Origin of the sequence: Phenylobacterium sp. (genome assembly GCF_004799515.1) — a bacterium.
GTDB lineage: Bacteria > Pseudomonadota > Alphaproteobacteria > Caulobacterales > Caulobacteraceae > Phenylobacterium.
In genome coordinates this window covers 1-14,405 of sequence record NZ_SSMX01000017.1, presented here as the reverse complement: position 1 = coordinate 14,405, position 14,405 = coordinate 1, and the positions used below count along the sequence as shown (strand labels likewise).

The following is a 14,405-nucleotide window of genomic DNA, read 5'->3' as shown; positions in this document are numbered from 1 at the left end:
CCAGATGGGAGCCAAGCTTTCAGGCTCTGGGGGCGGCAAGTACGAAGAAGAAGCGAACAGCAGCATCAACGTCACGCCTTTCGTGGACGTCATGCTGGTCCTGCTGATCATCTTCATGGTGGCGGCCCCTCTGGCGGCCGTCACGGTGAAGGTGGAGCTTCCTCCGGCGGTTGCCAAACCGGGGACCAACCCCCCCAAGCCGATCTATATCTCGATCCAGTCCAACGGCCGGATCTTCGTTCAAGACTTCCCGACTGACCTCGCCACCCTGGGTGACGATCTGCGTAAGCAACTGGGTACGCACCGAGACACGACCCACGAGCGGATCTTCATCCGAGGCGACAAGGATGTGACGTACGGCGACTTCATGGGCGTCATGAACATGCTGCAGGACAACGGCTTCTACAGCGTGGCCCTGGTCGGCGAAGACAATAACAAGTGAGGCGGTGACGAATGGCTGACACTTCACCGCAAGGCATCGACACCGCCCCGCTGCGGGGTAGCCACAATCCGTTTGACGATCCGCGTCCGAAAACCCGCAAGGGTCTGTGGATCGCGGTTTTGGTGGCGATCCTGGTTCACGCCCTGCTTGCCCTCTATCTCTGGAAGAGCAAGTTCGAGCCGAACTTCAAGGAGTACTCGGACGATGTGACGGACGTGGCCATGATCAAGCCCGTGCCGCCTCCGCCGCCGCCTCCGCCTCCGCCTCCGCCTCCGCCGAACACGCCTCCGCCGCCGCCGCCCAAGCTGCAGCCCAGGCCGCCGGTCGCCGTGCCCGACGTCCCCACGATCCCGCCACTGCCGGTTCCCCCGGTGGAGAAGCGGATCGAGGAGCCGAAGCCGCCGGCCCCGCCGCCGCCTGAGCCGCCGCGTCCGTCGGTGATCACGCAACCGGACTGGGTGCACAAGCCCTCCGGAGAGGACTTCGCGAAGTACTATCCCGACCGCGCGCTGCGGATGAACGTGGGGGGCAAGGTCCTGCTCCACTGCACGGTCAACGCCCGCGGCACCCTGGATAACTGCCAGGTGCAGTCGGAAGAGCCCGCGGATCAGGACTTCGGCAGCGCCGCGGTCAAGATCAGCAAGCTGTTCAAGATGCGTCCCCAGACCAAGGACGGGGCGCCGGTGGACGGTGGGCAGATCAACATCCCGATCAGCTTCGTGGTGCCGAAAGGCTGATCTGGACTCTCTGCGACGAAAGACGAGGCCCCGGCGGCGAAAGCTTCCGGGGCCTTTTCTTGCGCCTTCACAGGAAGCGGCGGGCGAACCATTCTCCGGCCATGGAATCCCAGGTGACGAAGTCAGGCGAGGAGGGTGATCTGGAGCCCGCGACCTCCGACGTTGTTCCGCCCAATCGCCGCCTGGATGCCCAGTTCTTCGTCATCACCGCCGCCTTCATGGCGGTCTTTCTCTACTGCAACGTCCTGAACATCATCTATGAGCACCACCGGGGCGGCGGCCGGATCGCCTTCTGGCGGCCGATGGTCTCGGAAACCAGCAGCGGCCTGATCTTCCTGGTCATGGTCCCCGCGATCCAGGCCATCACCCGGCGCGCCTGGCCGACGCGGGGCCCCTGGGTGCGCAAGGCGCTCATCCATATCCTGGCCGCAACGGGCGTCTCCCTGATCCACGTGCTCGGCGCCGGCGTTTTGCGCTGGGCGGCTTATCGTTTGGCCGGCGACCACTACGATCCACTCTCGCCGCTGGGCGACTGGCCCTACGAGGCGCGCAAGGACGTCTTCGTCTATGTGGCGATCGCCGGCGCCTATGTGCTTGTGCGGGAGGTGATGAAACGACCGGCCGCCTCGCCGGCGAGCGGGACGGCGGACGTGCTGGAGGTGCGTGACGGGGCGCGGCGCCATTTCGTGCCCCTGGCCGAGGTCGTCTGGGTCGAGGCGGCCGGCAACTATGTGGAGCTGCACCGCAGCGGTTCGGGCCTGCTGCACCGCGCATCGCTGAGCGACATGGAGCGCAGGTTGCGCGGCGCTGGCTTCGTGCGCATCCATCGCTCGCGCCTGGTGCGGCGTGAGGCCGTCGCGGCGGTGGAATCCAAGTCCACCGGCGACTTCGTGGTGCGCCTGCGCGGCGGCGGGGAACTGGCCGGCAGCCGGCGCTATCGCCGTCCGCTGCTCGCCGACTGAGGCTGTGACTTGATCGCGGGACGGCGCCCGACTAGAACCGCCCCTCGCGATGCGCCGCCTTAGCTCAGTTGGTTAGAGCGCTAGATTGTGGATCTAGAGGTCCCCCGTTCAAGCCGGGGAGGCGGTACCATCGCACTCTTCCCAATTCCTATACCTAAGGCCGAGACCGCCGGTTGTTGTCCGCACCGCGCCGTTCACGCCGATTTTCGCCGCACGGCGTGGTCGGGAGCCGGCGGCGTGCTACATCTTTGGGCGATTCCGGCCGCCAGGGCGGCCGTGGCCATGGAGACCGACAGGTGATGCGCCCAGCTTGGACCGGACGTCGGACCGGACTTGGGCTTGCGCTCGTCCTCACAGCCACGCTGCTGGCGTCCTGCCATCGGCCGGGGGCCAACAACGTCGCGGCCGCCCCGACGCCCATTGGTGTGGAACGGGCGGGCCCCGCCCGCTGGAACGCGACCTCCGGCGGCTTTGAGCTAAATGGCAAGCCGGTGAAGACCACCAAGCTCTGGACCTTCGACGGGTCCACGGATGGCTTCACCACGGTGGGCAGCACCATCCTGCCGGCGCCGGGACAGGGCGCGGCGGTGACGATCGCCGACCCGACCCTGCGCTCACCCAAGGGGCTCAGCATCCCGGGCGGCCAGTACAATCTGGTGCTAGTACGGCTGACCCGCGTCGCGCAGGGGGCCGTCTGGGACGGGGCGCTCTACTACTCGACCCCAGCCCATCATGAGGCGACCGCCTACTTCGGAAAGCCGCTTTCCGGCGCTAACCCTAAGGTGGGCGAGACCACGACCCTGGTCTACGACATGGCCCATCAGGCGAACGGCGCGCCGGACTGGATGCAGTCGAGCATCGACCAGATCCGGCTGGATCTCGAGGACAAGCCGGGCGGCATCTTCGTGATCCGCCAGATCGCCATCGGCGAGAACCCCGATCCGACCACCGCGCCCAAAGCCGCCGCGCCCGCCGCCAAGACCGCGCCGCCGCCTGCCGCCAAGTCCTGATCACCCAGGACGGGCTGGGACCCTAGAGCCGCGTGGTCTTCAGCTCGGTCATCTTCATCTTCGACTTCCTGCCGCTGTTCCTGCTCGGCTACTACCTGTCGGGCTGGCGGGCCGGCGTGCTGCTGGCGGGCAGCGCGGCCTTCTACGCCTGGGGCGAGGGCGGCTACCTCGTCCTGCTGCTGGGGCTCATCGGCCTCAACTACGCCGGCGTGCGGTGGTTGGACGCCACCGCCGAGCAGCGAGGCCGGCTGGCCATCCTCGCGGCCCTTGCGGTCACGGACTTCGCGGTCCTGGGCTTCTTTAAATATTCGGCCTTCCTGGCGCACAACCTGAACCAGCTGCTGCCGCACACGCCCCTGCCGGAGGCGCCGCGACACCTGCCGCTGGGCATCTCCTTCTTCACCTTCCAGCTGGTCAGCTACGCCGTCGACGTGCACCGCGGCGCGGTGAGGGCGGAGCGCGGCCTAATCCGCTTCGCCGCCTACATCCTGATGTTCCCGCACCTGATCGCCGGGCCTATCGTCCGCTACGCCGACATCCGCGACGAGATGCACGCCGACCGCCGGCGGACGGGCCATATCGGCCTGGGCGTGCAGTACTTCATCGTGGGTCTCTGCCAGAAGGCGCTGATCGCCAACACGCTGGCGCCGCTCGCCGATCACGCCTTCGGCCTCAGCCCGGCGCATCTGGACGCCGCCACGGCGTGGCTCGGCGCCTGGGCCTACACGCTGCAGATCTATTTCGACTTCTGCGGCTATTCGAACATGGCCATCGGCCTGGCCTTCCTGCTCGGCTTCACCTTCCCGAACAACTTCGACTACCCCTATTGGGCCCAGTCGATCACCGAGTTCTGGCGGCGCTGGCACATGAGCCTGTCGTCCTGGTTCCGCGACTACGTCTACATCCCGCTGGGCGGCAACCGGCGCGGCCGCGCCCGCACCGTGCTCAACCTGCTGATCGTCTTCCTCCTGACCGGCCTGTGGCACGGCGCGGCCTGGAAATTCGTGATCTGGGGCCTCTACCACGGCGCGTTCCTGATGCTGGAGCGGGTCGGGCTCGGCCGGCTGCTGGACCGTGCGCCGAGGCCGCTGCGCCATCTCTACGCGGTGCTGGCGGTGGCCATCGGCTGGGTGATCTTCCGCGCCGACGACCTGCCCCAGGCGGTGCGATACCTGGGTGCGATGACCCGGCCGGCCCCGGTCGCCGCCGATCCCGCCCTGGCGATCCTGCTGAACGCCCAGACGCTCGCCGCCCTGGCCGCCGGGACCCTGTTGGCCGCGCCCCTGTTGCCGGCCTTGATGAGTCGGCTCAAGGCGCCGCGCGCCGAGCCGCCGCGCCCCGACCTGCCGGGCCGGCTGGAGACCCGCAGCGTCCACGCCCTGCCGGTCCCGCTCCTGGCGGCGGGTCTCGCGCTCTCCGTCGCCGTCCTGGCCGGATCGAGCCTCAATCCCTTCCTCTATTTCCGGTTCTGAGCGGTGCTGGCCTCCCGTCTCCATTGGCGCCTTCTGGTCGGGACCATCCTGGTCCTGATGGCGGCGGCCTGGTTGGCCCCCCTCGTGGCCCGCCCGCCGGAGCTCCGGGAAAACCGGCCGCTGGCTCCAGCGCCGGCCTGGCCACGCCGGCCCGAAGACCTGGCCGCCTTGCGCAAGGCCGCCGACGCCTATGTCGCCGATCATTTCCCTGCTCGGCCCTATCTGATCGCCGCGCTCAACCGCGCCCGTATGGCGGCGGGAGTCAGCGGCTCTGGCCGGGTGATCGTCGGACGCGACGGCTGGCTGTTCTTCGACAACGGCAGCCATCTGGGCGAGGCGAGGGGCGATCCGCCGTTGAGCGCCGCCGAGGCGCGGGCGTGGCTGGCGACGTTCGCCGCGCGCCGCGCGTACGCCGCCCAACAGGGTGCGGCCTATCTCGTGGTCGTCCCGCCGTCGAAGGAAACGGTCTATCCGCAGCATGGCCCGGCTTGGTACCGCGGCCCCAATCCGGATCGCCCTGCCGCGGCCCTGGCGCGGATTGCGCAGGCGGGTGGCGCGGGCGATCTCCTCTACCTCTACGCGCCGGTGAAGGCGGCCGCCGATGCCGGCCAGCCAGTGTTCAGCCGCCACGACACCCACTGGACCGGCTACGGCGCCTACGCCGGCTATGCGGCGCTGATGGACCGCCTACATGCGCTCGGCCTGACGGACGGGCCGCGCCCGCTTTCCGCCATCCCCATGCAGCCATCCGGCGCCCGCGGCCCGCGTGACCTGGCCGCCATGCTGGGCGTTTCCAGCCTGGTCAGCCTGGACGCCCCGCACTTCGACTATGCGGCCGCCGTGGCGGGCAAGCCGATCAGCTACCTCGGCCCACGCACCGACTGGACGGCGCCGCAGGTGATCGACACCGGCGTGGCCGGGAAGCCGATCCTGCTGCTGCTCCGGGATTCCTTCTCCAACGAGATGCTGCCGCTCCTGCTGCCGCACTTCAGCCGGATCGTCCTGGCCCATGTGCAGGACGGCTTCTGGCGGCCGGACCTCATGGCGCGCTTCCGGCCGCAGGCGGTCGTGCTGGAGGTGACTGAGCCCGGCCTGCCGGACGCCTTGTTGCAGGGCCCCGCGACGGCGCCGGCCCTGCGGGTTGTCGATGCGCCGACGGCGGCGATTATCGCCGGGGCTAAGGCGACCGGTGTCTGCAACGTCGAGACCGCCGCCTTCGGCAAGGTCGCGGGCGGCGTCGCGGACTTCACCGCCTCCGGCTGGATGACGGAGCTGGCGCCGCGCGTCACCTCGCCCCTTGGCCTGGTCGTACTCAAGGGCGCGGGCGGCGCCTTCGCCGGCGACCTGGCCATGGACCGCCCGCGGCCAGACGTCGCGGCGCACTTCCGGCTTCCGTCCGCTGAGGCCAGCGGTTTTGCCGCGACCTTCGCCGCCGACGGCCTGCCGCGCGGCCTTTATACCATCGGTGTCTACCGCCGTTCCGGCCCCGGCTGGATCGCCTGCGCTGCTCGCCAGGCGGTCGTCGCGCCCTGACCGGCGGACAGGCGCCCGCAAGCGGGCATTAGAAAATTCTTCCCCAGCCCCAGCTTTCCGCCCATCGACAAGGGCCGATCTTGCCGGGTAAATGCCCCCGATCACGGCCAGCCTCTCACGATTGCGAGGTTCGGCCGCGTTTTGGCGTGCGTAGACGGCTGCGGTCCGTGGCTGGGTTGGAAGAGGACGAGATGGGGTTCCCCGGTAAGCAGGGACTGTACGATCCGGCGAACGAGCATGACTCGTGCGGCGTGGGCTTCGTGGCCAACATCAAAGGCCGCAAATCGCACGAAGTGGTCGACGCGGGCCTGCAGATCCTGGTCAATCTCGACCACCGCGGGGCCGTGGGCGCTGACCCCTTGGTCGGCGACGGCGCCGGCTGCCTCATCCAGATCCCCGACGCCCTCCTGCGCGACTGGGCGGGCAAGGAAGAGCTGCACCTGCCGCCGGCCGGCGAATACGCCGTGGCCATGTGCTTCCTGCCGCAGGACGAGGCGGCGCGCACTGTCGCCATGGCCCAGCTCGGCCACTTCCTGACCGTAGAGAAGCAGCCGTTGATCGGCTGGCGCGACGTGCCGATCGATACGACGGGCCTCGGCGAGGCGGTGCTGGCGCAGATGCCGGTGATCCGTCAGGCGATCATCGGCCGTGGACCGAACGTCAAGGACCAGGACGCCCACGAGCGCAAGCTCCTGGCGGTCCGCAAGCAGACCCAGAACCCGCTGACCGAGCTGGCCCGCAAGCACAACCTGCCGGGCGTCGCGCAGCTCTACATCCCGTCGATGTCGACGCGCACGGTGGTCTACAAGGGCCTGCTGCTCGCGAACCAGGTGGGGACCTTCTACAAGGACCTCGCCGATCCCCTGACGGAGTCGGCGCTGGCCCTGGTCCACCAGCGGTTCTCGACCAACACCTTCCCGTCCTGGCGCCTGGCGCACCCCTACCGGTTCATCGCCCACAACGGCGAGATCAACACGGTGCGCGGCAACGTGAACTGGATGAACGCGCGCCGGCGGACGCTGGAAAGCGACGTCCTCGGGCCCGACCTCAACAAGATGTGGCCGCTGATCCCGCACGGGCAGTCGGACACCGCCTCGCTGGACAACGCCCTGGAGCTGCTGGTGGCCGGCGGCTATCCGCTGGCCCAGGCGGTGATGATGCTGATGCCCGAGGCCTGGGCCGGCAACCCGCTGATGGACGCCAAGCGGCGCGCTTTCTACGAGTACCACGCCGCCCTGATGGAGCCCTGGGACGGCCCCGCCGCCGTGGCCTTCACCGATGGCCGCCAGATCGGCGCGACCCTCGACCGCAACGGCCTGCGCCCCGCCCGCTTCATCATCACCGACCAGGACCATGTGATCATGGCCTCCGAGGTCGGGGTGCTCGACGTCCCGGAAGAGCGGATCGTGCGCAAGTGGCGTCTGCAGCCCGGCAAGATGCTGCTCATCGACATGGAAGAAGGCCGCATCATCGAGGACGAGGAGATCAAGCGCTCCCTGTCCGAGGCCGCGCCCTACGAGGAGTGGCTGGCCGACACCCAGTTCAAGCTCGAGGAGCTGGGGCTCGCCGCCGAGCCGCAGGCGCCGGCGCTTTCCAACGATCCGGCCACCCTGCTCGATCGCCAGCAGGCCTTTGGCTACACCCAGGAAGACCTGCAGTTCTTCCTCGAGCCCATGGCCAGGTCCGGCGAGGATCCGATCGGCTCCATGGGGTCGGACACGCCCATCGCCGTGCTCTCGCGCCGGCCGAAGCTGCTCTACGAGTACTTCAAGCAGAACTTCGCCCAGGTCACCAACCCGCCGATCGACCCGATCCGCGAGGAGTTGGTGATGAGCCTGGTCTCGATGATCGGGCCGCGGCCGAACCTGCTGGGCCGCCAGGCGGGCACCCACAAGCGTCTGGAGGTCGCCCAGCCGATCCTCACCGACGAGGACCTGGCCAAGATCCGCGCGATCAACGAGCTCCTGGACGGCGCCTTCCGCACCGCCACCCTCGACACCACCTGGCCGGCGGGCGAGGGCGCCAACGGCCTGGAGCCGGCGCTGGAGCGCCTGTGCCGCGAGGCCACCGATGCGGTGCTGGCGGACATGAACATCCTGATCCTGTCCGACCGCGCGGTTGGGCCGGACCGGGCGCCGATCCCCGCGGCGCTGGCCACAGCGGCCGTGCACCACCACCTGATCCGCCAGGGCCTGCGCATGCAGACCGGCCTCGTCATCGAGACCGGCGAGGCGCGCGAGGTGCACCATTTCTGCGTGCTGGCCGGTTATGGCGCGGAGGCGGTGAACCCCTACCTGGCCTTCCAGACCCTGGAGGCGCTGCGCACCCAGAACGGGTTGACCCAATCGGCCTATGAGGTCCGCAAGAACTACATCAAGGCCATCGGCAAGGGCGTGCTGAAGGTGATGTCCAAGATGGGGATCTCCACCTACCAGTCCTATTGTGGGGCGCAGATCTTCGACGCGGTCGGCCTGTCGTCGGCCGTGATCGAAAAATACTTCACCGGCACCGCCTCGACCATCGAGGGCGTGGGCATGGCGGAGATCGCCGGCGAGGCGGTGCGCCGCCACCGCGACGCCTATGGCGACAACCCGATCTACCAGACCATGCTCGACGTGGGCGGCCAGTACGCCTGGCGCCTGCGCGGCGAGGCGCACGCCTGGACGCCGGAGACCATCGGCAATCTGCAGCACGCCGTGCGCGGCAACCTGCCGGACGCCTACCGGACCTTTGCGCGCAGCATCAACGAGCAGTCGGAGCGCCTGCTCACCCTGCGCGGCCTGATGCGGCTGAAGCCCGCTGAGGGCGGCCCGATTCCCATTGAGGCGGTTGAGCCGGCCAGCGAGATCGTCAAGCGCTTCGCCACCGGCGCCATGAGCTTCGGCTCGATCAGCCGCGAGGCGCACACCACGCTCGCCATCGCCATGAACCGCATCGGCGCGCGGTCAAACACCGGCGAGGGCGGCGAGGAGAGCGACCGGTTCGTGACCCTGCCGAACGGCGATTCCATGCGCTCGGCCATCAAGCAGGTGGCCTCGGGCCGCTTCGGGGTGACTGCCGAGTACCTGGTCAACGCCGACGACATCCAGATCAAGATGGCCCAGGGCGCCAAGCCCGGCGAGGGCGGCCAGCTGCCCGGGCACAAGGTCGACAAGAACATCGCCAAGGTCCGCCACTCGACCCCGGGCGTCGGCCTGATCAGCCCGCCGCCGCACCACGACATCTATTCGATCGAAGACCTGGCGCAGCTCATCCACGACCTTAAGAACGTCAACCAACGCGCCAGGATTTCGGTGAAACTGGTCTCCGAGGTTGGCGTGGGCACCGTCGCCGCCGGCGTCGCCAAGGCGCGCGCCGACCATGTGACAATCTCCGGCTTCGAGGGCGGCACCGGCGCCTCGCCGCTCACCTCGCTGACCCACGCGGGCTCGCCCTGGGAGATCGGCCTGGCCGAGACCCAGCAGACCCTGCTGCTCAATGGCCTTCGCACCCGCATCGCCGTGCAGGTCGACGGCGGCCTGCGCACCGGCCGCGACGTGGCCATCGGCGCGCTGCTCGGCGCCGACGAATTCGGCTTCGCCACCGCGCCGCTGATCGCGGCGGGTTGCATCATGATGCGCAAGTGCCACCTCAACACCTGCCCGGTGGGCGTGGCGACGCAGGATCCGGTGCTGCGCGCGCGCTTCACCGGCCAGCCCGAGCACGTGATCAACTACTTCTTCTTCGTGGCCGAGGAGCTGCGCGAGATCATGGCGCAGATGGGCTTCGCCACGGTCAACGAGATGATCGGCCGCGTCGACCGCCTGGATCTCAACCCGGCCCTGGAACACTGGAAGGCGCAGGGCGTCGACATCAGCCGCATCCTGCACGCCGTCCCCGCCGAGGCCGCCAAGGGCCTCTGGAATCAGGACCGCCAGGACCACGGACTCGGCAAGGCGCTCGACAACACCCTGATCGAGCAGGCCAAGGCGGCGCTGGAAGAGGGCAGGGCCGTCCGGGCCGAGCATACGGTGCGCAACGTCAACCGCACGGTGGGCGCCATGCTCTCGGGTGAGGTGGCCCGGCGCTATGGCCACGCTGGCCTGCCCGACGGGACGATCTCGCTCACCTTCAAGGGCAACGCCGGGCAGAGCTTTGGCGCCTTCGCCGCGCGCGGGGTGTCGCTGGAGCTGATCGGCGACGCCAACGACTACGTCGGCAAGGGCCTGTCCGGCGGCCGGGTGGTGGTGCGCCAACCGCCGGAAGCCCGGCGCGAGCCCACCCGCAACATCATCGTGGGCAATACCGTCCTCTACGGCGCCATTGCCGGCGAGGCCTACTTCGAGGGCGTGGCCGGCGAACGCTTCGCGGTGCGCAACTCCGGCGCCGTGGCGGTGGTCGAGGGCCTGGGCGACCACGGCTGCGAGTACATGACCGGCGGCGTCGTCGTGGTCCTGGGCGACACCGGCCGCAACTTCGCAGCGGGGATGAGCGGCGGCGTGGCCTATGTCTACGACCCGGCCGGACGCTTTGAGACCCTGTGCAACCCGGCCATGGTCGAGTTGGAGAAGATCGCGCCCGCCGCGCCGGTCGCCGCCAACAGCGCCGACGAGCCGCGCCGGCCGCAGCCCAAAGCCCCCTCGGTCGAGGATAACGGCATGGGCGACATGCTGCGCTTCGACGCCGAGCGCCTGCGCATCCTGATCGAGCGCCACCGCGAGCACACCGGCAGCGCCCGCGCCGCCGAGATCCTGGCCAACTGGGACCGCGCCCTGGGTTCCTTCGTCAAGGTGATGCCGGCCGACTACCGGCGCGCCCTCCAGGAGCTTGCCTCCGCCCGCGAGACGGCCGCCGCCGTCGCCGCGGAATAGCCCTTCAAGTTCCGGAGTCCCCACCGATGGGCAAGCCCACCGGCTTCCTCGAGATCGAGCGCCTCGACCGCAGCTACGACAAGGTCGCTGAGCGCCTGAAAACCTGGAAGGAATTCGTCCAGCCGTTGCCGCTGACCGAGGTCTCGCGGCAGGCGTCACGCTGCATGGATTGCGGCATCCCGTTCTGCCACCAGGGCTGCCCGGTCAACAATCAGATCCCCGACTTCAATAACCTGGTCTACCGCGACCAGTGGAAGGCGGCGCTGGATAACCTGCAGTCGACCAACAACTTCCCGGAGTTCACCGGCCGCGTCTGCCCCGCGCCCTGCGAAGCGTCCTGCACGCTGAACATCCCGGACACGCCGGTGACCATCAAGACGATCGAATGCCAGATCGTCGACCGCGGCTGGGAGGAAGGCTGGATCGTCCCGCAGATGTCGCCGCGCGGCACGGGCAAGCGGATCGCCATCGTGGGCTCCGGCCCCGCCGGCCTGGCCTGCGCTCAGCAGCTCGCCCGCGCCGGCCACGCGCCGACGGTGTTCGAGAAGTCCGACCGGATCGGCGGCCTGCTGCGCTACGGCATCCCCGACTTCAAGATGGAGAAGTTCCTCATCGACCGGCGCATCCGGCAGATGGAAGCCGAGGGCGTGATCTTCCGGACCAACTTCGAGGTCGGCGTCACCGTCTCGGTGCAGCGCCTGCTGGACGACTACGACGTGCTGGTGATGGCCGGCGGCGCTGAGGCCGGCCGCGACCTGGAGATCCCGGGCCGTGAGCACAGCGGCGTCCACTACGCCATGGAGTTCCTGACCCAGCAGAACCGGCGCAACGCCGGCGACAGCGAGGCCGTGGCCGCGCCGCACGGGACCCTCTCGGCGGCGGGTAAGCATGTGGTGGTGATTGGCGGCGGCGACACCGGAAGCGACTGCATCGGCACCTCCAACCGCCAGGGCGCGGCTTCGGTGACCCAGCTGGAGATCATGCCCTTGCCGCCGGAGCGGGAGAACAAGGCGCTGACCTGGCCCGACTGGCCGCTGAAGCTGCGCACCTCCTCCAGCCAGGAGGAAGGCTGCGAGCGCGACTTCGCCGTGGCCACCAAGCGCGCCATCGGCGAGGACGGCCGTATTGTCGCGCTGGAGTGCGTGCGCCTGGAGTGGGTGGTCGGCGACGACGGCCGCCTGCAGATGCGTGAGGTCGAGGCCTCGGAATTCACTCTGAAGGCCGACCTCGTCCTCCTGGCCATGGGCTTCACCGGCCCGCGTCACTCCGGCCTGTTGGAGAACGCCGGCGTCGAGCTGGACGCGCGCAGCAACGTGGCGGCCGACACCACCGGCTACCAGACCTCGGTCCGCAACATCTTCGCCTGTGGCGACATGCGGCGCGGCCAGTCCTTGGTGGTCTGGGCGATCCGCGAGGGCCGCCAGTGCGCGCGCGCCGTCGACGAGGCCCTGATGGGGATGTCGAAGCTGCCGCGCTGAGGCCTGGGCGCGCTCAGGCGCCCGGCAGGTCGTCCAGCAGCGACAGGCGCTTGGCGGCCATCAGCTCGGCGTGATGGGCCGCGCTCTTCAGCACGCCATCCTGGCCGTGGCGGGCGTAGCCCCGGTGCAGCGCCAGAGCCTCTTCACCGGCCGAGCGCTGCTGCTCGATGAAGATGCGGTCGAAGTCGGGGCCGGACGCGGCCTGCAGTTCGCCCAGCATGACGATGCGCCGGTCGTCCAGCGGCGGCGGCGGGATGTCGCCCATCCCGGCCAGCTCCAGGTCCCGCTTCATCGCGGCCTCTTCAGTCTTCTGTCCGGCAAGCAGGCGGCTCGCAGCCGAGCGCACCTCCGGTGAGTTGGCGTGGGTCTGGGCCAGCTGGGCGGCGCGAATCTCGTAGACGTCGTCGCGGCCGGCGGCGGCGAGATAGTCCGCGGCGGTCATCGAGGCGATGGCGTTGGCCTCGACGGCGTGGTCGTCATAGCCGGGCCCAGCGTAAGCGGCACAGGCAAAACCAAGGGCGGCGGCCAGGGCGGCGGCGGAAATCCAGATCGGGCGCATAGGGACATCTTTCGAGCAAAGACCGGATAATGCCGCTCAACACCCGCAAGCGACCGCGGTTCCGTCAGCCCCGCGCCCCTTAGAAGGGGGCTGCCGTGCCAGACGAATTGCGCTATCTTTCGGAAGCCTCAGGGCAATCCCCCCGAAATCTTCCCGCTAAGGGAACTCCACGCCGGTTTTATCCGTTCGACGGAACGGCGGGGTGTGTGCCTGGTTCCTGGCCTGACGCAGAGGGAGCGTTGAGGTCGGCGGCTCGCATAGCCCCGGCGCCAGGCCAACGCTCGCTCCCGGGGGAACCCATGACCGCATCCGCCACCGTCGCCAAGAAGACCGCTGTGCGCAGCCGCGCCGCCAAGGCCGATGACGGCCATGTCGAGGCCGCTGAACTGCTGGCGGCGCTCCGGGCGTTCCGGCGGGGCGACTTCTCGGTGCGTCTCCCGCGCGGGCGCGGCATGGCCGGGGAGATCGCTGAGGCCTTCAACGACGTGGTCGAGCTGAACGACCGCATGACCAAGGAATTCGAGCGGCTCGGCGAGACCGTGGGCCGCCAGGGCAAGATCAACCAACGCGCCCGCCTGCCGTCCGCCCAGGGCTCCTGGGCCGCCAGCGTCGACGCGGTCAACACCCTCATCGCCGACATGGTGCACCCCACCGCCGAAATGGCCCGGGTGATCGGCGCCGTGGCCAAGGGCGACCTGGCGCAGACCATGGACCTGGAGAACGAGGAGCGGCCGCTGCGCGGGGAGTTCCTGCGGATCGGCAAGGTGGTGAACACCATGGTGGGCCAGCTCGGCTCCTTCTCCTCGGAAGTGACCCGCGTGGCGCGTGAGGTCGGCACCGAGGGCAAGCTGGGCGGCCAGGCCCAGGTGAAGGGCGTGACCGGCGCCTGGAAGGACCTCACCGACAACGTGAACCTGATGGCCAACAACCTCACTGGCCAGGTGCGGAACATCGCCGAGGTGACCACCGCCGTGGCCAACGGCGACCTCTCGCGCAAGATCACCGTGGACGTGAAGGGCGAGGTGCTGGAGCTGAAGGACACCATCAACACCATGGTGGACCAGCTGAACGCCTTCGCCTCGGAAGTGACGCGCGTGGCGCGTGAGGTGGGCACCGAGGGCAAGCTCGGCGGCCAGGCCCAGGTGAAGGGCGTGACCGGCGCCTGGAAGGACCTGACCGACAACGTGAACCTGATGGCCAACAACCTCACCGGCCAGGTGCGGAACATCGCCGACGTGACCACCGCCGTGGCCCGCGGCGACCTCTCCAAGAAGATCACCGTGGAGGTGCGCGGCGAAATCCTGGAGCTGAAGAACACCATCAACATCATGGTGGACCAGCTGAACGCCTTCGCCTCGGAAG

10 protein-coding genes and 1 tRNA gene are annotated in these 14,405 nt (G+C 69.1%); 10 read left to right on the top strand and 1 reads right to left on the bottom strand.

Going from position 1 to position 14,405, the window contains the following annotated elements:
- The first annotated feature begins 4 nt into the window (after nt 1–4).
- From E8A49_RS06975 to E8A49_RS06935, 9 genes are all read left to right on the top strand, one after another.
- Nucleotides 5–442: a biopolymer transporter ExbD gene (locus E8A49_RS06975; protein WP_293378132.1), complete on the top strand. Its 438-nt coding sequence runs from the start codon at nt 5–7 to the stop codon at nt 440–442.
- A gap of 11 nt (nt 443–453) precedes the next feature.
- Nucleotides 454–1,179: an energy transducer TonB gene (locus tag E8A49_RS06970; protein ID WP_293378129.1), complete on the top strand. Its 726-nt coding sequence runs from the start codon at nt 454–456 to the stop codon at nt 1,177–1,179.
- Between the two features lie 113 nt (nt 1,180–1,292).
- Complete coding sequence (locus tag E8A49_RS06965) at nt 1,293–2,141, top strand: LytTR family DNA-binding domain-containing protein (RefSeq protein ID WP_293378126.1); 849 nt, start codon at nt 1,293–1,295, stop codon at nt 2,139–2,141.
- A gap of 53 nt (nt 2,142–2,194) precedes the next feature.
- Nucleotides 2,195–2,271, top strand: a tRNA-His gene (locus E8A49_RS06960).
- 169 nt (nt 2,272–2,440) lie between these two features.
- Nucleotides 2,441–3,151, top strand: a complete 711-nt coding sequence (locus E8A49_RS06955; protein ID WP_293378123.1) for a hypothetical protein — start codon at nt 2,441–2,443, stop codon at nt 3,149–3,151.
- A 32-nt stretch (nt 3,152–3,183) separates the two neighbouring features.
- On the top strand, nt 3,184–4,623 hold the full coding sequence (locus E8A49_RS06950; RefSeq protein WP_293378121.1) for an MBOAT family protein: 1,440 nt from the start codon (nt 3,184–3,186) through the stop codon (nt 4,621–4,623).
- A gap of 3 nt (nt 4,624–4,626) precedes the next feature.
- Nucleotides 4,627–6,156, top strand: coding sequence for a hypothetical protein (locus E8A49_RS06945; RefSeq protein WP_293378118.1), 1,530 nt, complete (start codon nt 4,627–4,629; stop codon nt 6,154–6,156).
- Nucleotides 6,157–6,323: 167 nt separating this feature from the next.
- Complete coding sequence (gltB, locus tag E8A49_RS06940) at nt 6,324–11,006, top strand: glutamate synthase large subunit (protein WP_293378116.1); 4,683 nt, start codon at nt 6,324–6,326, stop codon at nt 11,004–11,006.
- 26 nt (nt 11,007–11,032) lie between these two features.
- Nucleotides 11,033–12,484: a glutamate synthase subunit beta gene (locus tag E8A49_RS06935; RefSeq protein ID WP_293378113.1), complete on the top strand. Its 1,452-nt coding sequence runs from the start codon at nt 11,033–11,035 to the stop codon at nt 12,482–12,484.
- Nucleotides 12,485–12,497: 13 nt separating this feature from the next.
- Here E8A49_RS06935 and E8A49_RS06930 read toward each other — a convergent pair whose 3' ends face one another.
- Entirely contained in the window at nt 12,498–13,043 is a 546-nt protein-coding gene (locus E8A49_RS06930; protein ID WP_293378110.1) for a DUF4142 domain-containing protein, read from the bottom strand.
- A 299-nt stretch (nt 13,044–13,342) separates the two neighbouring features.
- Between E8A49_RS06930 and E8A49_RS06925 the strand changes: the two genes are divergently transcribed.
- A partial coding sequence (locus tag E8A49_RS06925) for a HAMP domain-containing protein (RefSeq protein ID WP_293378107.1) occupies nt 13,343–14,405 on the top strand: 1,063 nt, incomplete at its 3' end.

Excerpts from the sequence above, each read along its gene's own strand:
- E8A49_RS06955 (WP_293378123.1), top strand. The coding sequence starts at position 2,441 with ATGCGCCCAGCTTGGACCGGACGTCGGACCGGACTTGGGCTTGCGCTC.
- E8A49_RS06930 (WP_293378110.1), bottom strand. The coding sequence starts at position 13,043 with ATGCGCCCGATCTGGATTTCCGCCGCCGCCCTGGCCGCCGCCCTTGGT.
- E8A49_RS06975 (WP_293378132.1), top strand. The coding sequence starts at position 5 with ATGGGAGCCAAGCTTTCAGGCTCTGGGGGCGGCAAGTACGAAGAAGAA.
- E8A49_RS06935 (WP_293378113.1), top strand. The coding sequence starts at position 11,033 with ATGGGCAAGCCCACCGGCTTCCTCGAGATCGAGCGCCTCGACCGCAGC.
- E8A49_RS06970 (WP_293378129.1), top strand. The coding sequence starts at position 454 with ATGGCTGACACTTCACCGCAAGGCATCGACACCGCCCCGCTGCGGGGT.